25 protein-coding genes are annotated in these 20662 nt (G+C 62.9%); 15 read left to right on the top strand and 10 right to left on the bottom strand.

What is annotated here, in order from left to right; translation table 11 throughout:
- The first annotated feature begins 18 nt into the window (after nt 1-18).
- Together CSQ92_RS14880 and CSQ92_RS14875 are read left to right on the top strand one after the other, a co-directional pair.
- Nucleotides 19-381, top strand: coding sequence for a translation initiation factor Sui1 (locus tag CSQ92_RS14880; protein ID WP_034787171.1), 363 nt, complete (start codon nt 19-21; stop codon nt 379-381).
- 72 nt (nt 382-453) lie between these two features.
- Nucleotides 454-1308 carry a hypothetical protein gene (locus tag CSQ92_RS14875; RefSeq protein ID WP_099394450.1) on the top strand — a complete coding sequence of 285 codons (855 nt, stop codon included), beginning with the start codon at nt 454-456 and terminating at the stop codon, nt 1306-1308.
- Nucleotides 1309-1356: 48 nt separating this feature from the next.
- Here CSQ92_RS14875 and CSQ92_RS14870 read toward each other — a convergent pair whose 3' ends face one another.
- The 3 genes from CSQ92_RS14870 to flgA all read right to left on the bottom strand — a co-directional run bounded on the left by CSQ92_RS14870 (nt 1357) and on the right by flgA (nt 2948).
- On the bottom strand, nt 1357-1824 hold the full coding sequence (locus tag CSQ92_RS14870) for a flagella synthesis protein FlgN (protein WP_034787165.1): 468 nt from the start codon (nt 1822-1824) through the stop codon (nt 1357-1359).
- 8 nt (nt 1825-1832) lie between these two features.
- Entirely contained in the window at nt 1833-2141 is a 309-nt protein-coding gene (flgM, locus tag CSQ92_RS14865) for a flagellar biosynthesis anti-sigma factor FlgM (protein WP_034787161.1), read from the bottom strand.
- 111 nt (nt 2142-2252) lie between these two features.
- The gene (flgA, locus tag CSQ92_RS14860; RefSeq protein ID WP_034787159.1) at nt 2253-2948 is read right to left on the bottom strand and encodes a flagellar basal body P-ring formation chaperone FlgA; all 696 of its coding nucleotides are present in this window, start codon (nt 2946-2948) and stop codon (nt 2253-2255) included.
- A gap of 191 nt (nt 2949-3139) precedes the next feature.
- On the opposite strand from flgA, the gene flgB reads away from it, so the two are divergent.
- The 13 genes from flgB (at nt 3140) to CSQ92_RS14795 (ending at nt 16025) form a co-directional block, all read left to right on the top strand.
- The gene (gene flgB / locus CSQ92_RS14855) at nt 3140-3592 is read left to right on the top strand and encodes a flagellar basal body rod protein FlgB (protein ID WP_034754084.1); all 453 of its coding nucleotides are present in this window, start codon (nt 3140-3142) and stop codon (nt 3590-3592) included.
- Between the two features lie 2 nt (nt 3593-3594).
- On the top strand, nt 3595-3996 hold the full coding sequence (flgC, locus tag CSQ92_RS14850) for a flagellar basal body rod protein FlgC (RefSeq protein WP_034754081.1): 402 nt from the start codon (nt 3595-3597) through the stop codon (nt 3994-3996).
- Between the two features lie 15 nt (nt 3997-4011).
- Complete coding sequence (locus CSQ92_RS14845; RefSeq protein WP_099394449.1) at nt 4012-4707, top strand: flagellar hook assembly protein FlgD; 696 nt, start codon at nt 4012-4014, stop codon at nt 4705-4707.
- A 53-nt stretch (nt 4708-4760) separates the two neighbouring features.
- Complete coding sequence (locus CSQ92_RS14840; RefSeq protein WP_099394448.1) at nt 4761-6308, top strand: flagellar hook protein FlgE; 1548 nt, start codon at nt 4761-4763, stop codon at nt 6306-6308.
- A 94-nt stretch (nt 6309-6402) separates the two neighbouring features.
- Nucleotides 6403-7146, top strand: a complete 744-nt coding sequence (locus CSQ92_RS14835) for a flagellar basal body rod protein FlgF (protein WP_034787153.1) — start codon at nt 6403-6405, stop codon at nt 7144-7146.
- Nucleotides 7147-7218: 72 nt separating this feature from the next.
- Nucleotides 7219-8001: a flagellar basal-body rod protein FlgG gene (gene flgG, locus CSQ92_RS14830; RefSeq protein ID WP_034754070.1), complete on the top strand. Its 783-nt coding sequence runs from the start codon at nt 7219-7221 to the stop codon at nt 7999-8001.
- Nucleotides 8002-8051: 50 nt separating this feature from the next.
- Nucleotides 8052-8702, top strand: a complete 651-nt coding sequence (locus CSQ92_RS14825) for a flagellar basal body L-ring protein FlgH (RefSeq protein ID WP_070281299.1) — start codon at nt 8052-8054, stop codon at nt 8700-8702.
- A 2-nt stretch (nt 8703-8704) separates the two neighbouring features.
- Entirely contained in the window at nt 8705-9820 is a 1116-nt protein-coding gene (locus tag CSQ92_RS14820) for a flagellar basal body P-ring protein FlgI (RefSeq protein WP_034787148.1), read from the top strand.
- A gap of 10 nt (nt 9821-9830) precedes the next feature.
- Nucleotides 9831-10757, top strand: a complete 927-nt coding sequence (flgJ, locus tag CSQ92_RS14815) for a flagellar assembly peptidoglycan hydrolase FlgJ (RefSeq protein ID WP_099394447.1) — start codon at nt 9831-9833, stop codon at nt 10755-10757.
- Nucleotides 10758-10845: 88 nt separating this feature from the next.
- Nucleotides 10846-12813, top strand: a complete 1968-nt coding sequence (flgK, locus tag CSQ92_RS14810) for a flagellar hook-associated protein FlgK (RefSeq protein WP_070253730.1) — start codon at nt 10846-10848, stop codon at nt 12811-12813.
- A 51-nt stretch (nt 12814-12864) separates the two neighbouring features.
- Nucleotides 12865-14106: a flagellar hook-associated protein FlgL gene (gene flgL, locus CSQ92_RS14805; protein WP_170846374.1), complete on the top strand. Its 1242-nt coding sequence runs from the start codon at nt 12865-12867 to the stop codon at nt 14104-14106.
- Between the two features lie 167 nt (nt 14107-14273).
- The gene (locus CSQ92_RS14800) at nt 14274-14717 is read left to right on the top strand and encodes a MarR family winged helix-turn-helix transcriptional regulator (protein ID WP_099394446.1); all 444 of its coding nucleotides are present in this window, start codon (nt 14274-14276) and stop codon (nt 14715-14717) included.
- Nucleotides 14718-14765: 48 nt separating this feature from the next.
- Entirely contained in the window at nt 14766-16025 is a 1260-nt protein-coding gene (locus CSQ92_RS14795; RefSeq protein ID WP_099394445.1) for an MFS transporter, read from the top strand.
- Between the two features lie 9 nt (nt 16026-16034).
- On the opposite strand, the gene fliR is transcribed toward CSQ92_RS14795, so the two are convergent.
- From fliR to fliL, 7 genes are read right to left on the bottom strand one after another with little or no spacing between them, the layout of a single operon-like run.
- On the bottom strand, nt 16035-16889 hold the full coding sequence (gene fliR, locus CSQ92_RS14790; RefSeq protein WP_099394444.1) for a flagellar biosynthetic protein FliR: 855 nt from the start codon (nt 16887-16889) through the stop codon (nt 16035-16037).
- 22 nt (nt 16890-16911) lie between these two features.
- Nucleotides 16912-17181, bottom strand: a complete 270-nt coding sequence (fliQ, locus tag CSQ92_RS14785; RefSeq protein WP_034754044.1) for a flagellar biosynthesis protein FliQ — start codon at nt 17179-17181, stop codon at nt 16912-16914.
- A 10-nt stretch (nt 17182-17191) separates the two neighbouring features.
- Complete coding sequence (gene fliP / locus CSQ92_RS14780) at nt 17192-17950, bottom strand: flagellar type III secretion system pore protein FliP (RefSeq protein WP_370385431.1); 759 nt, start codon at nt 17948-17950, stop codon at nt 17192-17194.
- 7 nt (nt 17951-17957) lie between these two features.
- Nucleotides 17958-18548: a flagellar biosynthetic protein FliO gene (gene fliO / locus CSQ92_RS14775; protein ID WP_034787132.1), complete on the bottom strand. Its 591-nt coding sequence runs from the start codon at nt 18546-18548 to the stop codon at nt 17958-17960.
- Nucleotides 18545-18979 carry a flagellar motor switch protein FliN gene (gene fliN / locus CSQ92_RS14770; RefSeq protein ID WP_034754038.1) on the bottom strand — a complete coding sequence of 145 codons (435 nt, stop codon included), beginning with the start codon at nt 18977-18979 and terminating at the stop codon, nt 18545-18547. Before fliN ends, fliO begins: the two co-directional genes overlap by 4 nt.
- Nucleotides 18980-19029: 50 nt before the next feature.
- A complete protein-coding gene (fliM, locus tag CSQ92_RS14765) occupies nt 19030-20016 on the bottom strand; it encodes a flagellar motor switch protein FliM (RefSeq protein ID WP_034754035.1) in 987 nt (328 codons plus the stop codon).
- A 6-nt stretch (nt 20017-20022) separates the two neighbouring features.
- Nucleotides 20023-20535, bottom strand: a complete 513-nt coding sequence (fliL, locus tag CSQ92_RS14760) for a flagellar basal body-associated protein FliL (RefSeq protein WP_070259366.1) — start codon at nt 20533-20535, stop codon at nt 20023-20025.
- Nucleotides 20536-20662 lie beyond the last annotated feature (127 nt).

Here is a 20662-nt window from a genome sequence, read left to right as displayed (position 1 = left end):
CTCTTTTATCTTTCCCTCATGAAAAGCAGCTCCCAGGGCGGTCTCGTCTATTCCACCGAAACGGGCCGCATGTGTCCCGCCTGTCGCCAGCCGCTGGCGCAATGCGCATGCAAGGCGCAAGCCAAGGCGGCGCCTGCGGGCGATGGCGTGGTGCGCGTGTCGCGCCAGACCAAGGGCCGTGGCGGCAAGAGCGTCACCGTGGTCAAGGGTTTGCCGCTGGATGCCATGGCGCTGGCCCTGCTGGGCAAGCAGTTGCGCACGCAGTGCGGCTCGGGCGGCACGGTCAAGGATGGCGTGATCGAGGTGCAGGGCGACCATGTCGATACCATCCTGGCCGCGCTGACCAAGCTGGGCCACCAGCCGAAAAAGGCCGGCGGCTGAGCGTGCGGAGGCGTGCGGCCCGCTGCCGCAGGCCTGTGGTAACGTGTATTTCCTTTTATGCGTCACCTCATCATGAATAGCAAACTGACCGGCATCGCCAGCGCCGCTGCCATCGCGGCGGTACTGGCGCTCGTGTACTGGCCCGCGCCCGACGCCGGCGCGCCGCAAGCGGATGCGGCTGCCGCCAGCGCGCCGGTGGGGCGCAGCCTGGCGTCGTATCTGAATATCGACGCCGCCCCCGTCGCCGATGCCGCGCCCGTTCCCGTGACCCTGGGGCAGCAGCTTGCGCGCCTGGCCGCCAGCGGCAGGGCGGAAGACGCGTATGCGGCGTTCAGCCTGATCGACGACTGCATCGTCTTCCAGCACGAAGGGCGCTTGCCGGGCATGGAATTCGAGCTGGGCCGCGAGATGACGGTGGAAGAAAAAGCCGCCCAGCAGCAGCTGTGCGCGGGCCTGACACAGCGCCAGCGCGAGGACCGGCTCGGCTACCTGGCCACCGCCGCCAAGGCGGGCGTGCCGGGCGCGGCCACCCTGTTCCTGTCGGAAGGCCCGTTCGGCGACCGCAGCGCGCTGCGCAACCGTCCCGACGATCCGCTGGTGCAGGCATGGAAGCGGCAAGCCATCGCCCAGCTGACGGCGCAGGCGGACGAGGCGGAACTGACCAGCGTGGCCACCCTGATGATGGCGTACTTGCGCGATGGCGAGGTGGTGCAGAAGGATGCGCCGCAAGCGTATGGCTACCTGCTGGCCCTGCGCCAGGTCTACGACGATATCCTCGCGCCCGGCGTCACCAATCCGTATCAGGATGAATACTGGCACTGGCTGCAGGCGGAGCTGACGCCGGAGCAGCAAGCCGCGGCCAGCGCCAGGGCGCAAGCCATCGTGGCGAAATATCGCCAGCATGCGGGGCGTCCCGCGCACGGTTGAGCTGGCAAGGCCGCTGCGCCTTGCCGGGTTGCTGTTAACTAAGGGGGATTAGCCGATGACGACGCGCCGGCTGGCCGTGTTCGTCGTCGGTTGGCCGCTGGGGCCGTAGAAATTGCCGCTTTGGGCCGGGGGGCGCATGGCGTTCAGGGCGCCTTGCGTATGTACCATATGCTTGTTGACGAGCAGGCTGTTCAGGCGGTTTTGTTCCTTGGCTTCGCGCGTCGTCTCGAGCAGGGCTTTCCACAGGGGCGCCGCTTCCGCTTCGCCGGCGCCCACCAGCCAGTCTTCCATGCCCGCTTCTGCCGCCATGAAACCGGCCGCCGCCAGCGCCTGGTGGCGTTGCGCCGCCAACTGGCTCAATTGTCCTACGAGTGCCGTCTTGCGCACCGTGAGCTCCGTGATTGCATCGATGTCAGCCGCAACCAGATGCCGCTGTTCTTCTTTCATCAATGCCAGCAATGTGGTCATGAGCTGTTGCTCGTCGCGCAGGCTGGAAAACGGAGTCACTGATTGCATGAGGGAACCTATCTATTTCGTGAGTGCAGCAAGTCCTTGACCGTGTCGAGGAGACCGTCCGCCACTTTTTCTGAGTTGACCTGGAACTGGCCGTCGGCGATCGCCAGCTTGATGCGTTCGACTTTTTTCGTGTCGAACACGGCGCCGCTGCCGGCAGTTGCACTGGCCGCTAATGCCTGTCCTTGCGGCGACAGGCGTACATTGTCCGACGTTGTCGGTGTTGCCTGGGCTTTCTCGGCATTCCGGGCGCCCGAGGTACTCGCGGGCGCCACCGGCAGGCCGGGATTGCTTTTAATAGTGTTGTCGGTAATTTTCACAGCGTGATCCTCGTCTGGTCGAAGTCAAAAAACTCCGGGATATGTGTCATTATCGGCACCTTCTCCCGAAACTTTAGTGCGCCAGACCACAATATCGCTGTCCATCCGTGTTTAAAAGGCGACCTCCACCAAGCCGCCTGCGCGCGCCACGCCGCTGATCTGCTGGCCGCTCTGCGTGCGTACCTGCACCGTCTGGCCATCGCCGGCGCTGCCGATGGCGCGCCCTTCAGATGCCACCTGGAAACCATTGCCACTGGAAACGACGCGTACCAGCTGGCCTTGCATCACCACTGGCTTGCGGCGCAGGGTGTCGAGGCGCATCGGCGTGCCGGGTGGCAAGGAAATATTCGTGCTGGCGCCCACCACCTGGGCCATGTCCGTGGCGATGCCTGCCGGCAATGCGGCCAGGTCGCCCTGCATCGTTACCAGCTGGCTGGCGTCGATGGCTTGCCCTTGCGCCAGCGGCACGGCGCTGGCCACGTAATCGCCGACGACGGCCACGTTCGCTTGCAGATAGATGGTCCAGTTGCTTGGCGCCGTGCAGCGCACGCCGACGGTGGTCTTGCCCCAGGCGCGCGCGCCCGGCGCCATGAATGCTTGCGGCGCGGGGCAGGCGGCCAGGTTCAGGCGCGGATCGACGGCGCCGACGGTCACCGTCACCTTGCCGGGCAAGCCGTTGCTTTGCACTTGCAGGAATTGTTCCACGCTGTTGCGCAGCGCTTCCGGCGTCTGGCGGCCGGCGTTTTGCGCCTGGGCCAGCAGTGGCAGGGAGGCAAGAGCGAAGAGGAAAGCAAGCGGTGTTTTCATGGTGATAGGCCTCTGGAATAGTGCCATGATAGTGCGCGCCGCCCCGTTCGAAGCGCCGATTAAGGGGTAAAAGTACGGTCTGATCCGGCGATGGTCTTGCTGGTGGGCGCCGTACTATGTTTCCTGTCATCACTAATCCGCCATCCTTCCGCCATCTCGGGCGCCAGTGGCAGATCTTTCCGGAGCCTGACATGATAGGGAAACTCGACGATTACATGCGCTTCAACGAGACGGCGCTGAGCCTGCGCTCGACGCGCCAGGAATTGCTCGCCTCGAATATCGCCAATGCCGACACGCCCAACTACAAGGCGCGCGATGTCGATTTCGCCGCCGCGCTGAAGGGCGCGATGGCGCGCAAGGATGGCGTGCCGCCGGCCCTGAAGGGCACGGCGCCGCAGCATATGCCGGGCAAGGGCGTGGCCGCGGCTGCGGGCGCAGCCGGCGGCGGCAAGGTCGAGACCCTGGCCGACGGCACGCCGCTGCTGTACCGCGCGCCGGCCCAGGGCGCCGTCGATGGCAATACGGTCGACATGGATCTCGAACGCAATGCCTTTGCCGACAATGCCATCCGCTACGAGGCGGCCGTGACGTTCCTCAACTCGCAGATCAAGGGCATGCTGACGGCCATCCAGGGAGGACAATAATCATGTCGCTATTTAATATCTTCAATGTTTCCGGTTCGGCCATGAGCGCCCAGGCGCAGCGCCTGAACACGGTGGCCAGCAACCTGGCCAATGCCGACAGCGCCACCAGCGCCACGGGCGAAGCCTATCGTGCCAAGCAGGTGGTGTTTGAAGCCGTGCCGATGGCCAATGGCGCCACGGCCGTCAAGGTGCAGAAGGTGATCGAAGACCCGTCGCCGATGAAGCTGGTCTACGACCCGAAGAACCCGCTGGCCGACGAAAAGGGCTACGTCACCATGCCCAACGTGAATACGGTCGACGAGATGGTCAACATGCTGTCGGCTTCGCGCTCGTACCAGACCAACGTGGAAACCATGAACGCGGCCAAGTCGCTGCTCCTGAAAACCCTCACCATCGGCCAATAAGGCTGACTGATCATTATGGCAACCATCGATACCAGCACCTCCAAAGTCACCGACCTGATGGCGACGATGAATCCGAAGAAGACGACGGCCGAGCCAGGCAGCGTCGAAGCGGAAACGAACAAATTCCTCACCCTGCTGGTTACCCAGCTGAAAAACCAGGATCCGATGAATCCGCTGGACAATGCACAGCTGACCAGCCAGCTGGCCCAGCTGTCGACAGTGACGGGCGTCAACAAGCTCAATACCACCGTGGAAAGCTTGAAAGCCAGCTATCAGCAAGCCGAATCGATGCAGGCGGCCAACATCATCGGCCACGGTGTGTTGACGGCGGGCAAGGATATCAACCTGAGCAAGAGCGCCGCGCTGCTGGGCGTGGACCTGGCCACGCCAGCCGACAAGGTCAGGGTCGTCATCTACAAGGCTGGCAAGGAAGTCCATTCCATCGACCTGGGCGCACAGGCGGCGGGCACCTTGCCGCTGGGCTGGAACGGTTCCACCGCCGATCTCGACAAGGATGGCAAGCCGGTCGTGCTGGCCGACGGCGCCTATACCTTCACGGTGGAAGCGACGCGCGGCGGTACCAAGCTCACGGATGCAACGGCGCTGATGTTCGGTTCGGTCGCCAGCGTGTCGACGGGCGCGAACGGCGTGAAATTGAATGTCCCAGGCGTGGGCAGCATCACCATGGCCGACGTGAAACAGATTCTGTAAGCCGCTTCCCCTTAGCGTGACCCTCTACCCCTAATTTCTACCAGGAGAACACAATGTCTTTCCAACAAGGCCTGAGCGGCTTGAATGGCGCCGCCAAATCGCTGGACGTCATCGGCAACAACATCGCCAACTCGTCGACCGTGGGTTTCAAGCAGTCGCAGGCCCAGTTCGCCGACATTTATGCCAACTCGCTGTATGGCGTGGGCGGCAACCAGGCGGGGATCGGCGTGTCGGTCTCGCAAATCGCCCAGCAATTCAACCAGGGTAACCTGGAATCGTCGTCGAATCCCCTCGACATCGCCATCAATGGCGCCGGCTTCTTCCGTACCAGCGTCAACGGCGCCATCCAGTACTCGCGCAATGGCCAGTTCCAGGTCGACAAAAGCGGCTTCATCGTCAATGCCCAGCTGGCGCAGCTGACCGGTTATCCGGCCGACGCCAACGGCAAGATCGTTGCCGGCGCCATCGTGCCCCTGCAGATCGACCAGTCGGACATGAAACCGCAGGCAACGACCAAGATCAGCACGGAAGTCAACCTGAATTCGAATACGGCCATGCCGACCACGGTGCCATTCAAGACAACGGAAGAGACCTCGTTCCACAAGTCGTTTCCCGTCGAAGTCTTCGATTCGCTGGGCAATTCCCACATCATGTCGAATTTCTATGTCAAGACGGGCACCAACACCTGGGATGTCTACTCGGCCATGGACGGCACGGAAGTGACCAGCATGAAGGCCGCGGCCGCCCTGCAGACGGATCCTGCCTCGCTGGCCGCGCGCGCCGCCTACCAGGCCGCCGCCACGGCCGTGCCGCTGGTGCCGGCCAATGTGACGGCCGCCGCCGTCGCCTATGGCAATGCCGTCGGTGCCGCCGTCTCGGCGGCCGCCGCTGCCGCGGGCGCCACGCCGGCGCAACTGGCCGCCATCGCCGCCACCTATGGCAGCGCCGTGCCGAATGGCATCAACTCGAGCCGCACGCCCGACCAGATCGACGCTGCCATCCGCGCCGTCACCAATGTGCCAGCCGTCAAGACCGGTTCGCTGGTCTTCAACACGGTCGGCAGTCTGGACCGGGCCGCCATGCTGGCCCTGACGCCGCCGCAAACCTTGCCCGTCACCGTCAACCTGCCGATCTTCCCGGCCACGGGCGCGAATCCGACCCTGTCGGTCCAGGTCGATTTCAGCAAGTCTTCCCAGCTGGGCACCACCACGGCGGAAAAGAAAACGGAAGCGGACGGCTACAAGGCCGGCCAGCTGAGTCAATTCATCGTGGGCGACGACGGCGTCATCCAGGGCCAGTACAACAATGGCAAGACGCGCAGCCTGGGCCAAGTGGTGTTGAGCAACTTTGTCAACCCGAACGGCCTGGAACCGCTGGGCAATAACGCCTGGGTGGAAAGCTCGGCTTCGGGCAAGCCCGTCACGGCCGAGCCCAAGACGGGCAACCTGGGCAACTTGCGCGCCTCGGCGGTGGAAGTGTCGAACGTCGACCTGACGGCGGAACTGGTCAACATGATCACGGCCCAGCGCGCCTACCAGGCGAATGCGCAGACCATCAAGACGCAGGATTCTGTTTTACAGACTCTGGTGAACTTGCGCTAACGGATTGAACCCCTAACGGTGAAAGGCTGGGGTCGGACCTTAAGGTCCGACCCCGGTTTCTGCCTTGGGTTGAAGGCAACAGGAGAAATAAAAAATGGACCGTCTCATCTACACCGCCGGCTCGGGCGCCAAGCATATCCTCGACAAGCAGGCGACCACGGCGAATAACCTGGCGAATGCCACCAGCACGGGTTTCCGCGCCCAGCTCGACTCGTTCCGCGCCGTGCCCGTGGTGGCCGACGGCATGATGCCGACGCGCGCCTTTGTCGTCGATTCGACGGTCGGTTCCGACTTCACGCAAGGTCCGATGCAGCACACGGGCCGCGCGCTCGACGTGGCCGTGGAAAACGGCGGCTGGATCGCGGTGCAGTCGGCCGACGGTTCCGAAGCCTATACGCGCAACGGCGCCTTGAAACTCAATGAAAACGGCATGCTGCAAACGCAGTCGGGGCTGATGGTGCAGGGCGATACGGGCCCCATGGCCATTCCGCCCGGCGTGACGGTGGCCATCGCCAGCGATGGCACAGTGGGCACGATTTCCACCGACGTGCCGCCAGGCCCGTCGACGGTGCTGGGACGCATCAAACTGGTCAACCCGCCCGAGCAGCAACTGGTGCGCGGCGATGACGGCCTGTTCCGCCTGAAGGATGGCACGGTGGCGCAAGCCGACCAAGCCGTCAAATTGACCACGGGCGCGCTGGAAGGCAGCAATGTCAGCCCCGTCGACTCCATGGTCAGCATGATCGCCCTGGCGCGCCAGTTCGAAACGCAAATGAGCTTGTTGAAGAATGCCGAGAATAACGCGGCGAAAGCCACCCAGATCCTCGCTTTGAATTGACGGGGGCCACCGCATAATGGTCACATAGAAATAGTCTACAGGGCTGGTTAGCGCTGTTATTGGAGAAAAATCATGATTCGTTCCCTTTGGATTGCCAAGACCGGCCTGGAAGCGCAGCAGACGCAGATGGACGTGATCGCCAATAACCTGGCCAACGTCAGCACCACGGGCTTCAAGAAGTCGCGCGCCGTGTTTGAAGACTTGCTCTACCAAAATGTGCGCCAGCCGGGTGCGCAATCGTCGCAGCAAACCCAGCTGCCATCGGGCTTGCAGATCGGCACCGGCGTGCGCACCGTGGCAACCGAACGCATCCATACGCAGGGCAATCCCCAGGCATCGGGCAATTCGCGCGATGTGATGGTCAACGGCACGGGCTTTTTCCAGGTGCTGATGCCGGACGGTGCCACCGCCTACACGCGCGACGGCTCGTTCCAGACGGATGCCAATGGCCAGCTCGTCACCTCGGAAGGCTTCGTGATCCAGCCCGCCATCACCGTGCCGACCAATGCGCTGAGCCTGACCGTGGCGCGCGACGGCACCGTGTCCGTCACCTTGCCCGACACCGTTGCGCCATCGCAAATCGGCTCCCTGCAACTGACCACCTTCGTCAATCCCGCCGGCCTGGAATCGAAGGGCGAAAACCTGTACATGGAAACGGGCGCTTCCGGCGTGGCGCAAACCAACACCCCGGGCACGAACGGCGCCGGCGTGCTGATGCAAGGCTATATCGAGACGTCGAACGTCAATGTGGCCGAAGAAATGGTCAACATGATCCAGACGCAGCGCGCCTACGAGATCAATAGCAAGGCCATCACCACATCCGATCAAATGCTGCAGAAATTGTCGCAACTTTAATTTTCATAGTCGTCATGCCATCCGCCGCCGGATGGCAGCGGAGGTTCGCCATGCAATACCCCATCATCGCTTTGTTCTCTGCAGCCCTGCTGTCCGGCTGCGCCATCACGCCTACGTCCATCGTGCAATATCCGACCAGCACGCGCGCGCCGATGCCGGAACCGGTGGTCGTCAACAACGGCTCCATCTACCAGCCGTCGACCTACCGTCCCGCCTTCGAAGACCGCCGCGCGCGCCACGTGGGCGACACCATGACGATCGCCATCACCGAGCGCACGAATGCCGTCAAGGCGGGCGCCAGTTCCGGCAACAAGTCGGGCAGCGTGGGCTTCAGCACGCCGGGCATGCTGCAGGGCCGCCTGGGCGGCACCGTGGCGGCAAATGGCGCGACGAAATTTGCCGATGGCGACAACCAGTCCGCCAGCAACACGTTTTCCGGCGTGATCGGCGTGACGGTCATTGAAGTGCTGCCGAATGGCAACCTGATCGTTGCCGGCGAAAAACAGATCGCCATGAACAAAGGTACGGAATTCATCCGCTTCTCGGGCATGGTCAATCCCGACACCATAGGCACGGGCAACGTCGTGCCATCGACCCAGGTGGCCGAAGCGCGCGTCGAATACCGCACCAACAGCCAGATCGACCGCGCCGAAATGGCCTCGATGGCGTCGCGCTTCTTCCTCAGCCTGCTGCCTTTCTGATCATGGCAACGTTGACCTTTCCCCGTTTTCTCGCCATCTGCGGCCTGGCTGCCTCGCTGCTGGCGCCCGTGGCGCAAGCCGAGCGCATCAAGGACCTGGCCAGCATCGCCGGCGTGCGGCAGAATCAGCTGATGGGCTATGGCCTCGTCGTCGGTCTCGACGGCAGCGGCGACCAGACCACGCAAACCCCATTTACCATCCAGAGCGTGGCGGCGATGCTGCAGCAGCAGGGCATCAACTTGCCACAAGGCACCAGTTTGCAGCTGAAAAACGTGGCCGCCGTGATGGTGACGACGGCCTTGCCCGCGTTTGCCCAGCCGGGCCAGTTGCTCGACGTGACGGTATCGTCGATGGGCAATGCGAAAAGCTTGCGCGGCGGCACCTTGCTGATGACGCCGCTGAAGGGCGCCGATGGCCAGGTGTACGGCATGGCGCAGGGCAACGTGCTGGTGGGCGGCGTGGGCGCGCAGGCGGCCGGCAGCTCCGTCGTCATCAATCACCTGAGCGTGGGCCGCATATCGGGCGGCGCTACGGTCGAGCGCAGCGTGCCTTCGGCCTTGGGCGCCAACAACACCATCCGCCTGGAATTGAATGCCACCGATTTCGCCACCGCCAGCCGCGTGGTCGACGCCATCAACAGCCGCTACGGCGCCGGCACGGCCGCCGCGCTCGACGGCCGCGTGATCCAGGTGCAGTCGCCCAGCGGCAGCGACCAGCGCGTGTCCTTCCTGGGCCAGCTGGAAAGCATCGAAGTCAATCCGGCCCGCCTGGCGGCCAAGGTCATCATGAATGCGCGCACCGGTTCCGTCGTGATGAACCAGTCCGTGACCCTGGAAACATGCGCCATTTCGCACGGCAACCTGTCCGTCACCATCAATGTCGAGCCGCAAGTGAGCCAGCCGGCGCCCTTGTCGGGCGGGCGCACGGTGGTCACGCAGACGGCGCAGATCGATATCAAGAAGGAACCGGGCAAAGTCATGCTGGTCAAGGGCGGCGCCTCGCTGTCCGACGTGGTCAAGGCCTTGAACGCCATCGGCGCCTCGCCGCAAGACTTGCTGGCCATCCTGCAGGCGATGAAAGCGGCCGGTTCGCTGCGCGCCGAACTCGAAATCATTTGATGGGCACGCCATGATCAGTCAAACCGACCTCAGCAATACCGCCGCCTATGACGTCAAGGGCATGGATGGCTTGCGCCAGTCCGCCAAGGCGAAGGATCCCGCCGCCCTGAAAGAGGCGGCCACGCAATTCGAAGCCATGTTCATCAACATGATGATGAAAAGCATGCGCGAAGCCACGCCGCAGGACGGCATCATGGATAGCCAGCAAAGCAAGATGTACACCTCGATGCTGGACCAGCAGACGAGCCAGAACCTGGCCAAGCGGGGCACGGGCCTGGCCGACGTGCTGATCCGCCAGCTGTCGTCGTCGAACCAGGCGCTGGCCGCCGATGGCGCCGAAGCGCCGTCGCCCCGTTCCTCGAGCATGGCGCAGGCGCTGGCCGCCTTCCGCCAGCAGCAGGGCGCCCTGACGGAAGGCGCCGGCAGCGTGGCCGCCAGCGGCAAGACCCTGAGCGACAAGGCCAACGCCACGCAGGCGCCGCACGTGCGCGCCTTCCAGGAAAAGCTGGGCGTGCATGCGGAAGAAGCCAGCCGCGCCACGGGCATCCCGGCCAAGTTCATGCTGGGCCAGGCGGCGCTGGAAACGGGCTGGGGCAAGCGCGAAATCATCGCCCGCGACGGCAGCAGCAGCCATAACCTGTTCGGCATCAAGGCATCCAGCGACTGGAAGGGCAAGGTCACGGAAGCCGTCACCACGGAATACGTGAATGGCAAGGCGCAGCGCAAGGTGGAAAAATTCCGCGCCTACGACAGCTACGCGGACAGCTTCAAGGATTATGCACAGTTGATTACCAACAACAAACGCTACGAAAAAGTGCTGGCCAGCGCGGGCGACGCCAGCACGTTCGCCCATGGCTTGCAGAAAGCCGGCTATGCGACGGACCCGAATTACGCTGCCAAACTGACAAAAATTATCAAGAATTCGCTGGTCGGCTGACGCCCCGCCTTGCCCCCGTGCAAGCCGCGCGCTTCAAGTTTTCGCCGCGGCTGCCGTAAATACATTTGACGGTAACCAATAAGACACCATGACTTCGAATCTACTCAGCATCGGTAAGAGCGGTTTGCTTGCAGCGCAGGTGGGCCTGTCGACGACCGGGCATAACATCACCAATGCCAACGTGGACGGCTACAACCGCCAGGTGGTGCTGCAGCAGACGGCGCAGTTCAATAATGCCGGTTATGGCTTTGTTGGCAATGGTACCGAGGTATCGCAAGTCAAGCGTCAGTACGACGGTTTCATGGCGGCCCAGGTGAATGGCGCGCAGTCGGCCACCAGTTCGCTCGATGCGTATTACACGCAGATCAGCCAGATCGACAATATGCTGGCCGACCCCACGGCCGGGCTGTCGCCGGCGATGGCCGATTTCTTCAAGGGCGTGCAGGATTTCAGCTCGAATCCATCTTCCGTCTCGTCGCGCCAGGCATTGTTGTCGAGCGCAAATTCGCTGACGGCCCGTTTCCAGGGCCTCAGCGCGCGCCTGACGGAAATCGGCGACGGAGTCAATTCGCAGATCACCTCGAACGTCAAGGTGATCAACTCCTACGCCAAGCAGATCGCGGAACTCAATACGGCGATTACCAACCTGACCGTGAATGAAAGCAATCAGCCCAACGATTTGCTGGACCAGCGCGACCAGCTGATCACGGAGCTGAACAAATACGTCAAGGCAACTGTTCAGCCTGGCGCAGGCAACTCGATTACCGTTTCGATCGGCTCGGGCCAGCCGCTGGTGGTGGGCGACAAGAACTTTGAACTGGCCACCACGCCGTCGCCGACGGACCCGAACCGCCTGGACGTGGGCTATGTGACGGGCACTTCCGTCACCAAGCTGTCGGAAAGTTCCCTCAGCGGCGGTGCGCTGGGCGGCTTGCTGGAATTCCGCAGCGGCAGCCTGGACCGCATCCAGAATTCGCTGGGCAAGGTCGCCATCGCGCTGGCCTCCACCTTCAATGAGCAGCACAAGCTGGGCCAGGACTTGAATGGCGACATGGGGGGCGATTTCTTCAAGTTGCCCGATCCCGTCATCGGCGCCGACTACCGCAATAACGCAACCAGCACGACCGTGCTGTCGGCCAAGGTCAGCGATCCGACCAAGCTGACGGCCAGCGATTATGCCGTCAAGTATGACGGCGCCAATTATGTGGTGACGCGCCAGAGCGACGGCGCGAAAACGACCATCAACCCCTATCCGCAAACCGTGCCGCAAACCATCGACGGCGTGGATTTCTCGATCACGGGCGCGGCTGCCGAAGGCGACAACTTCATGGTCAGGCCGACCGCGCACGGCGCTTCCGACCTGGCCGTGGCGATTACCGACCGCAACAAGCTGGCCGCCGGCGCGCCGATCGCCACGGGCGCGCCCGTCAGCAACACGGGTAGCGGCAAGCTCGGCGCAGGTAGCGTGGACAAGGCGTATCTAACGCCGGGCAACGCCTTGACGGGTACCGTCACCTTGACGTATGACAAGGCGACCACTTCGCTGTCGGGTTTCCCGGCGGGCCAGGCCGTGACGGTGAAAGGCTTGAACGGCGCCACCACCACGTATCCGGCCGGCACGGCGAACATCCCGTACACGGAAGGCGACAGCTTCAGCTTTGGCGGCATCAACGTCAACATGACGGGCGCGCCTGCGCAAGGCGATAAATTCACCATCGCGCCGAACTCGGGCGGCGTGGGCGACAACCGCAATGCCTCCTTGCTGGCGGGCTTGCAGACGAAGAACATTCTCGATGGCGGCAAGGCCACGTTCCAGGGTTCGTACGCGGAAACTGTCAGCTATGTCGGCAACAAGACGCGCGAAGTACAAGTCAGCGGCCTGGCAAGTCTTGCGTTGTTGCAACAAACCAGCACGCAGCAGCAGGCCGTTTCCGGCGTCAATCTCGATGAAGAGGCGGCCAACCTGCTGCGCTACCAGCAAGCCTACCAGGCTTGCGGCAAGGTCATGCAGATCGCCAGTACCCTGTTCGACGTGGTCATCGGCCTCGGACGTTAATTATTCAAGCGGCGGCGCCTGGCGTCCGCCGCCATCAGGAAGGGCAGCATCATGCGCATCAGTACCAAAATGATCTATGACGCGGGCAGCACGCAGCTGAACAATCTGCAGGGCGCGTTGAACCGCACCCAGATGCAGCTGTCGGCGAATCGCCGCAACCTGACGCCGGCCGACGATCCGATCGCCTCGGCGCGCGCGCTGGAAGTGACGCAGTCGCAAACGATCAACACGCAATTCGTGACGAACCGCTCGAACGCCAAGAATTTCCTGTCGCAGGAAGAGCTGGCGCTGGCCAGCACCACCTCGCTGATCGCCGATGTGCAGCAACTGGTGCTGAAAGCTGGTAATCCGGCATTGAAGGATATCGACCGCCAGAGTCTGGCCACGGAGCTGAAAGGCCGCTTGACCGACCTGATGGGCATCGCCAACACGTCCGACAACGCGGGCGGCTACCTGTTTTCCGGCTACAAGTCGACCACCCAGCCGTTCAGCCAGACGCCGGGCGGCGCCACCTATGTGGGCGACCAGGGCCAGCGCGAACTGCAAGTGGGCTCGGCGCGCTACCTGGCCACCAGCGACTCGGGTGCGACCGTATTCGAGAACAATTTGACGGGCAATGGCAAGTTCACCACGGCGGCCGATCCGGGCAACTTCACGCGCGGTGGCGCCGGCATCATTTCCGGCGGCACCGTCACCGATCCCACCAAGTTGACGGGGCACAAGTACACGATCGACTTCCAGGTGACGGGCACGGGCACGGATGCCAAGACGACCTATACCGTGACGGACGTGACCCTGGGCCAGACCATCCCGAATCCCGCCGTGCCGGTGGCCTACAAGTCGGGCGACGCCATCAACTTTGACGGCCAGCAAGTCAATATCGCGGGCAAGCCGGCCGACCTGGACAAGTTCACCCTGGAGCCCAGCAGCAAGGAATCGATCTTTACCACGATTACCAACCTGATCGGCGCACTGGGCCAGCCGGCCACGGGCGACGCGGGGCAGGCGCGCCTGACGGCCAGCCTGAACGCGGCGCACGATCTGCTCGACACGGCCTACGACAACGTGCTGTCGGTGCGCGCGGAAGTCGGTTCGCGCCTGAAGGAGCTCGATACCCTCGACAGCGCCGGCGACGACCTCGACCTGCAATATGCGAGCACCCTGTCGGGCTTGCAGGATCTGGACATGGTGAAGGCGATTTCCCTGTTCAGCCAGCAGCAGATCACCCTGCAGGCGGCGCAGAAGTCATTCACTTCCATCTCGGGCTTGTCGCTGTTCAACTACATCAGCTAAGCGGCCGGCATCGCAGGATGAGCGGCAAGCCGGGGCAGGGAGGCCATCTCCCGCCCCGGCTTTTTTGCGTCCGCAAGATGGTCGTCTTGACAAGATATGCAGTCAAACTGTGCAGTCTACCTGTCTATCTGTTATAGTAGGGGCTGTTGATCCACCACACGGCTAGTATGCGCACCCCACAAGAAGACCACGAACTAGTTCTGCAACTGGCCGGCGAATTGCGCATCCTGGTCGGCAAATTGCGCCGCCGCCTGCGCGAAGAGGCGCACCTGGGCGATGTCAGCATGTCGCAGGCATCCGTGCTCAGCCGCCTCGAACGCGACGGTCCCGCCACGGCCAGCAGCCTGGCGCGCGCCGAAGGCATGCGGCCCCAGTCGATGGCCGCCACCGTGCAAGCGTTGACGGAGGCGCAGATGGTGACGGGCTCGCCCGACCCGCTGGATGGCCGGCAAACCATCTTGACGCTGACGGACAGCTGCCGCGCCTGGATCGCGGCCAGCCGCGCCGCGCGCGAAGACTGGCTGGCGCGCACCATTGAAACCCGGCTCACGCCGGACGAAGTCACCGAACTGGACAAGGCGGTGGCATTACTCAAACGCTTGGCGGAGTGATCCGCTGAATTTTTCACCACGACCCCGGCAAGGAGCCCGCACGCCCAGATGAACAACACATTCCGTTCGCTACGCATTCCCAATTACCGTATCTGGGCCGGTGGTGCCCTCGTGTCGAATATCGGCACCTGGATGCAGCGCACGGCGCAGGATTGGCTGGTGCTGAGCGAATTGACGCAGCACAATGCCAGCGCCGTCGGCATCGTCATGGCCTTGCAATTCGGCCCGCAACTGCTGTTGCTGCCGCTCACTGGCATGGCGGCCGATTTGCTTGACCGCAGGAAATTGCTGCTGTGCACGCAGGCGGCCATGGGACTGCTGGCGCTGGGACTCGGGATATTGTGCATCAGTGGACAGGTAGCACTGTGGCACGTGTATGTGTTTGCTTTCCTGCTGGGCTGCGTGACGGCCTTCGATTCGCCCGTGCGCCAGACTTTTGTTGCTGAAATCGTCGGCGAAGAAGATTTGACGAATGCCGTGGCGCTCAATTCCACCTCGTTCAATGCGGCGCGCATGCTGGGCCCGGCGGTCGCCGGCTTGCTCATCAGCAGCGTTGGCAGCGGCTGGGTCTTCATCATCAACGCCGTCTCGTTTGCCGCCGTGATCGGTTCGCTGTTGCTGCTGCGCGTGGAATTGCTGCGCCGCGCGCCGCGCCTGAAGGCCACGCGCGCCAGCCTGGGCGAGGGTTTCCGCTATGTGCGCCAGCGGCCGGACCTGATGGCTATCTTGCTGATGCTGTTCCTGATCGGCACCTTCGGACTGAACTTCCCGATTTTCCTGTCGACCATGTCGGTGACGGCCTTCCATGCGGGCGCCGGCCAGTATGGCGTGCTCAGTTCCGTGATGGCGTGCGGCTCCGTGGCCGGCGCCTTGCTGGCGGCGGGACGCGGCCAGCCCACGCTGGCCTTGCTGCTGGGGGCGGCTGCGCTGTTCGGCCTGGCCTGCGCGCTGGCCGCCGTGATGCCCAATTACTGGCTGTTCGGCATGATGCTGGTGGTCATCGGCATCGCCGCGCAAACCTTTACCACCAGCGTCAACAGCAGCGTGCAACTGTCGACGGCGCCCGCCATGCGGGGCCGCGTGATGGCGATACTGCTGGCCATCTCGGCGGGCGGCACGCCGCTGGGCGCGCCCATCGTGGGCTGGGTGGCCGACACCTTCGGCCCGCGCTGGGCGCTGGGCATAGCCGCCCTGTCGGGCCTGGCGGCGGCCCTCGTCGGCGTGCGCTACCTGGTCAGGCATCACCAGTTGCGTTTGAATGTCGACCTGCGGCGCTGGCGCGTGGCGTTGAGCACAGACCAGGCTTGATGCCTGTTCTTATGGTGCTGGCGTTGCCGGTGCTGCGGGGCGCAAGGGATTCGGTGGCGCGGGCGGCGGTGGCCGGTCGCGCGTGGCAAAGCCGCGCGGCAGCAGGCGCGCTGTTTCTATGCCGCGCAGGAACATGTTCTGGAATGGCGTGGCCAGGTAGGGCAGGACCATGCCGATCACCAGCAAGCCCACGCCCAGGGTGACGGGGAAGCCGATACCAAAGATGTTCAGCTGCGGCGCGGCCCGTGTCAAGATGCCCAGCGCCACGTTGGTCAGCAGCAAGGCAGCGATGATGGGCAGCGAAATTTGCAGGCCGGAACGGAAGATTTCCCCGCCCCAGGCCGCCAATTGCTGGAAACCGCCGCCGCTGATGGGACTCGACGAAATCGGCAGGCTGACAAAGCTTTCCGCCAGCGCCGCCAGCAAGACCAGGTGGCCGTTGACGGTCAAAAACATCAATGTGGCCAGCATGACGAGGAACTGGCTGATAGCCGAAGACCTGCCCTTGGTTTGCGGATCGAAGAACGAGGCGAAGCCCAGGCCCATGGTGAGACTGCTGATCTCGCCGGCCATTTCGATGGCAGAAAACACGATGCGGATGGAAAAGCCCATGGCCAGGCCCACCAGCATCTCCTGTGTGAGGATCAGCAAGCCGGGCAAGGACATCGGGTTGACGGCAGGCAAGGCCGGCACGGTGGGGGCGATGATCATGGCCAGCAGCGCGCCCAGGGTCACTTTCACTGTGGCGGGCACGGCCGCGTTGCCGAACAGGGGAGCGGCCGCGATCAGGCCGAGGATGCGGCTAAGCGGCCACAGCAGTGCTGCGATCCAGGTATTGAGTTCGATGCTGGACAGGGTCAGCATAGGAGGATCAGCGATGGCTGCACTAACCCACCAGGTTCGGGATGCCCGTGAAGACCTGGCGCATGTAGTCGAGCATGACGGACAGCATCCAGGGGCCCGCCACGACGATGGCGACGAAAATGCCGACCAGCTTGGGGATGAAGGACAGGGTCGCCTCGTTGATCTGCGTGGCCGCCTGGAAGATACTCACGATCAAGCCGATGATGAGGGCGACCAGCAGCATGGGCGCCGCCACCATCAGGGTGATTTCCATCGCATGGCGGCCCAGGGTCATGACGCTTTCGGGTGTCATCGTATTTCCCCTAGTAAAAACTCTGTGACAGCGAGCCCAGCAGCAACTGCCAGCCATCGACCAGCACGAACAGCATCAGCTTGAACGGCAACGAGATCGTGGCCGGCGACATCATCATCATACCCATCGACATCAGCACGCTGGCGACCACCATGTCGATGATCAGGAACGGGATGAAGATGGCAAAGCCGATCTGGAACGCCGTCTTCAGTTCGCTGGTGACGAAGGCCGGCACGAGGATGCGCAGCGGCACGTCTTCCGGACCTTGCAGGGCCGGCGAGCGCGACATCTTGGCGAACAGGGCCAGGTCGGCCTGGCGCGTCTGCTTGAGCATGAAGGTTTTCAGGGGATCGACGCCCTTGTCCATCGCCTGCTGCATGGTGATCTTGTTTTCCTGATAGGGCTGGTACGCATCTGTATAAATCTTGTCGAACACGGGACCCATGACGAACAGGGTCAAAAACAGGGCCAGGCCCACCAGCACCTGGTTCGGCGGCGCCGATTGCGTGCCGATGGCCTGGCGCAGCAGGGACAGCACGATGATGATGCGCGTAAAGCAGGTCATCATCAGCAAGGCTGCGGGCAGGAAGGTGAGCGACGTCATCAGGATGAGCGTCTGCACCGGCAGCGAGTAATTCTGGCCGCCGCCCGGCGCCGGCGTGCTGTTGAAGGCCGGGATGCCCGGCTGGGCCATGGCCCATAGCGGCAAGGCCAGGGCGGCTGCCGCCAGCAGCCAGGTCAGGGGAGTCTTCAAGGTGGACCACGCCATCTGCTGCTTATTTCCCATTGCGTTTTTCGATGGTCTGTTTCAGCCACTCGGAAAAATTGGCGGCCGCGGGGCCGTTTTGCGCCGTGGCCAGTTGCGGCAGATCGCCTTCCTGGCGCGGCATGGTGGCCAGCGCGTTGATCCTGCCGGGCGAGGCGCCGACGACGATCCACTGGTCGGCCACTTCGACGAGGACGATGCGTTCGCGTCCGCCCAGGTTGAGCGAACTGACGACGCGCATCTTGTTGTTGCCGCCCATGACCTTGGGGCCATAGCGCTTCATGAACCAGGCCAGACCGATCAGGAGGGCCAGCACGAACATCAGCGCCAGGATGGTTTGCAGCAGGCTGCCGGCCGAGCTGGTCGGCGCCATCGTCATCGGCGCGCCGGGCGGCATGGCGGGCAGGACGGCGGCAGGCGCGGAGGCCGGCACCGCTGCGGCGGCTGGCACCGTCGCGGCTGGCGGCGTCTCGCTTGCCACCGCCACGGAAGCGCTGGCGGTGCTGGCCGCAGGTGCCGAGGCCGCTGCCGGTTCAGCTTGGGCAATGCTGCATGCCGCCAGGAGCGGCAGCACGGTGGAAATCAACAGGCCAGGCTTCATTTATTGAGTTTTCGGATACGTTCGGAAGGCGTGATGATGTCGGTCAGGCGGATGCCGAACTTGTCATTCACCACCACCACTTCGCCCTGGGCGATCAGGCAGCCGTTCACCAGCACGTCCATCGGTTCGCCGGCCAGGCCGTCGAGCTCGACCACGGAACCCTGTGCCAGCTGCAGCAGGTTCTTGATGGCGATCTTGGTACGGCCCAGTTCGACCGTCAGTTGCACGGGGATATCGAGGATGAAATCGATATCGTTGTGCGTTTCCGACTTTGATGCCTGCTTGGAAAAGTCCTTGAACACGGCGGCGCTGGCCGCGCTGGCCGTATTGGCGGCCTGGTTCTGCAGCGCTTCGGCTTCCGCCTTGGCCTGCTCGGCAATGGCCGCGCCCCAATCGTCTTCCGCGCTTTGGTCGTCTTGGTTGTCAGACATGTGTTTCTCCTGTTGTACTGATACGGACCGCAGCGGCCCGGGTATTTTATTTAGTGGTTATTCATGTTATCGGCATTGGCGAGGAGTTTCTCCACCTTCAATGCATATTGTCCGTTCAACACGCCGTAGGTGCAATCCATCACGGGCACGCCGTCGACGGTGGCGGCGATCAGTTCGGGAATATTCAGGGGGATGATGTCGCCCACCTTCATGTTCAGGATTTCATCGAACGACACGCGCGCCGTGCCCAGCGAGGCCACCAGCTCGACTTCGGCGATCTGGATCTGCTGCGTCATCAGGCGGATCCAGCGCTTGTCCACCTCCAGCGCCTCGCCCTGCAGGCTCGAGGTCAGCGAATCGCGGATCGGCTCGATCATCGAATACGGCATGCAGAAGTGGATTTGTCCGGAAACGGAGCCCAATTCCACCGTAAACGTGGACGCCACCACCACCTCGTTCGGCGTGGCGATGTTGGCGAACTGCGTGTTCATTTCTGAACGGATATATTCGAACTCGACGGGGAAGACCGGCTCCCACGACTTGGTATAGGCTTCGAAGACGATGTCGAGGATGCGCAGGATGATGCGCTGCTCCGTCTGCGTAAAGTCGCGCCCTTCGACGCGCGTATGGAAACGTCCGTCGCCGCCGAACAGGTTGTCGACCAGCAGGAAGACCAGGCCCGGATCGAAGACCATCAGGGCCGTGCCGCGCAGCGGCTTCATGTGCACCAAATTCAGATTGGTCGGCACTACCAGATTACGGATGAACTCACTGTATTTCGAGACGCGCACGGAACCGACCGACACTTCGGCGCTGCGGCGCAGGAAGTTGAACAGGCCCACGCGCAGCAGCCGGGCGAAACGCTCGTTGATAATTTCCAACGTTGGCATCCGGCCGCGCACGATGCGCTCCTGGGTTGCCAGGTTGTAGGTACGAACTCCCGTGACATCTTCCGGCGCCTGCGCGTCGTCCTGGTCTCCGTTGACGCCCTTCAGAAGGGCATCGACTTCTTCCTGGGAGAGGAAATTATCGGCCATGGCTGCTTATTGAATGATGAATGCGGTAAATAATACGTCCGTCACGTCCTGCTCCGGCCCTTTGTCCTCGAACGGCTGGTTCACCTGATTGATGATTTCGGCCGCCAACTGCTGCTTGCCTTCCACGGTATTGAGTTCGGATGCCTTCTTGCCGGACAGCAGTAGCAGCAGGCGGCTGCGCACCTTCGGCATGTTTAGCTTGATGGAATCCATCTCTTCCGGACTGCTCACCTGCAGGGTAAACGCGATCTGCAGGTATTGTTCGCCATTTTCCGGCTGCAAGTTGACGGTGAAGGCATCGACGGGCACGAAGACGGGCGGACCTGCCTTGGACGCGGCATGTTTTTTCTTGCTGGGCGCCGATTCTTCTTTATCGGCCTTGCCATGCAGGAAGTACCAGGCGGCACCGCCACCGATACCGCCAGCCACCAGCACCGAGGCCAGCACGATGATCAGAAGCTTCTTTTTCGAGGCGCCGGCGGGAGCCAGGCCTGCATCTGCTTTCGGATCTGCTTTCATTTTTGGATTTGCTTTCAATGGTACTCGAGTGCATGGAAGTGGATCACGACGCCATTATGTCATTATCGGCAAATTCTGCGCAGAAGGATGCAGTGAAAAGAGGGCGGAAGCGCCCTCAACTCGCTGT

It is taken from the genome of Janthinobacterium sp. BJB446 (genome assembly GCF_002735655.1).
GTDB lineage: Bacteria > Pseudomonadota > Gammaproteobacteria > Burkholderiales > Burkholderiaceae_D > Janthinobacterium > Janthinobacterium lividum.
This window is presented reverse-complemented; position numbering and strand designations above follow the sequence as displayed.

Excerpts from the sequence above, each read along its gene's own strand:
- CSQ92_RS14880 (WP_034787171.1), top strand. The coding sequence starts at position 19 with ATGAAAAGCAGCTCCCAGGGCGGTCTCGTCTATTCCACCGAAACGGGC.
- CSQ92_RS14875 (WP_099394450.1), top strand. The coding sequence starts at position 454 with ATGAATAGCAAACTGACCGGCATCGCCAGCGCCGCTGCCATCGCGGCG.
- CSQ92_RS14870 (WP_034787165.1), bottom strand. The coding sequence starts at position 1,824 with ATGCAATCAGTGACTCCGTTTTCCAGCCTGCGCGACGAGCAACAGCTC.
- flgA (WP_034787159.1), bottom strand. The coding sequence starts at position 2,948 with ATGAAAACACCGCTTGCTTTCCTCTTCGCTCTTGCCTCCCTGCCACTG.
- flgB (WP_034754084.1), top strand. The coding sequence starts at position 3,140 with ATGATAGGGAAACTCGACGATTACATGCGCTTCAACGAGACGGCGCTG.
- flgC (WP_034754081.1), top strand. The coding sequence starts at position 3,595 with ATGTCGCTATTTAATATCTTCAATGTTTCCGGTTCGGCCATGAGCGCC.
- CSQ92_RS14845 (WP_099394449.1), top strand. The coding sequence starts at position 4,012 with ATGGCAACCATCGATACCAGCACCTCCAAAGTCACCGACCTGATGGCG.
- CSQ92_RS14840 (WP_099394448.1), top strand. The coding sequence starts at position 4,761 with ATGTCTTTCCAACAAGGCCTGAGCGGCTTGAATGGCGCCGCCAAATCG.
- CSQ92_RS14835 (WP_034787153.1), top strand. The coding sequence starts at position 6,403 with ATGGACCGTCTCATCTACACCGCCGGCTCGGGCGCCAAGCATATCCTC.
- flgG (WP_034754070.1), top strand. The coding sequence starts at position 7,219 with ATGATTCGTTCCCTTTGGATTGCCAAGACCGGCCTGGAAGCGCAGCAG.
- CSQ92_RS14825 (WP_070281299.1), top strand. The coding sequence starts at position 8,052 with ATGCAATACCCCATCATCGCTTTGTTCTCTGCAGCCCTGCTGTCCGGC.
- CSQ92_RS14820 (WP_034787148.1), top strand. The coding sequence starts at position 8,705 with ATGGCAACGTTGACCTTTCCCCGTTTTCTCGCCATCTGCGGCCTGGCT.
- flgJ (WP_099394447.1), top strand. The coding sequence starts at position 9,831 with ATGATCAGTCAAACCGACCTCAGCAATACCGCCGCCTATGACGTCAAG.
- flgK (WP_070253730.1), top strand. The coding sequence starts at position 10,846 with ATGACTTCGAATCTACTCAGCATCGGTAAGAGCGGTTTGCTTGCAGCG.
- flgL (WP_170846374.1), top strand. The coding sequence starts at position 12,865 with ATGCGCATCAGTACCAAAATGATCTATGACGCGGGCAGCACGCAGCTG.
- CSQ92_RS14800 (WP_099394446.1), top strand. The coding sequence starts at position 14,274 with ATGCGCACCCCACAAGAAGACCACGAACTAGTTCTGCAACTGGCCGGC.
- CSQ92_RS14795 (WP_099394445.1), top strand. The coding sequence starts at position 14,766 with ATGAACAACACATTCCGTTCGCTACGCATTCCCAATTACCGTATCTGG.
- fliR (WP_099394444.1), bottom strand. The coding sequence starts at position 16,889 with ATGCTGACCCTGTCCAGCATCGAACTCAATACCTGGATCGCAGCACTG.
- fliQ (WP_034754044.1), bottom strand. The coding sequence starts at position 17,181 with ATGACACCCGAAAGCGTCATGACCCTGGGCCGCCATGCGATGGAAATC.
- fliP (WP_370385431.1), bottom strand. The coding sequence starts at position 17,950 with ATGGCGTGGTCCACCTTGAAGACTCCCCTGACCTGGCTGCTGGCGGCA.
- fliO (WP_034787132.1), bottom strand. The coding sequence starts at position 18,548 with ATGAAGCCTGGCCTGTTGATTTCCACCGTGCTGCCGCTCCTGGCGGCA.
- fliN (WP_034754038.1), bottom strand. The coding sequence starts at position 18,979 with ATGTCTGACAACCAAGACGACCAAAGCGCGGAAGACGATTGGGGCGCG.
- fliM (WP_034754035.1), bottom strand. The coding sequence starts at position 20,016 with ATGGCCGATAATTTCCTCTCCCAGGAAGAAGTCGATGCCCTTCTGAAG.
- fliL (WP_070259366.1), bottom strand. The coding sequence starts at position 20,535 with ATGAAAGCAGATCCGAAAGCAGATGCAGGCCTGGCTCCCGCCGGCGCC.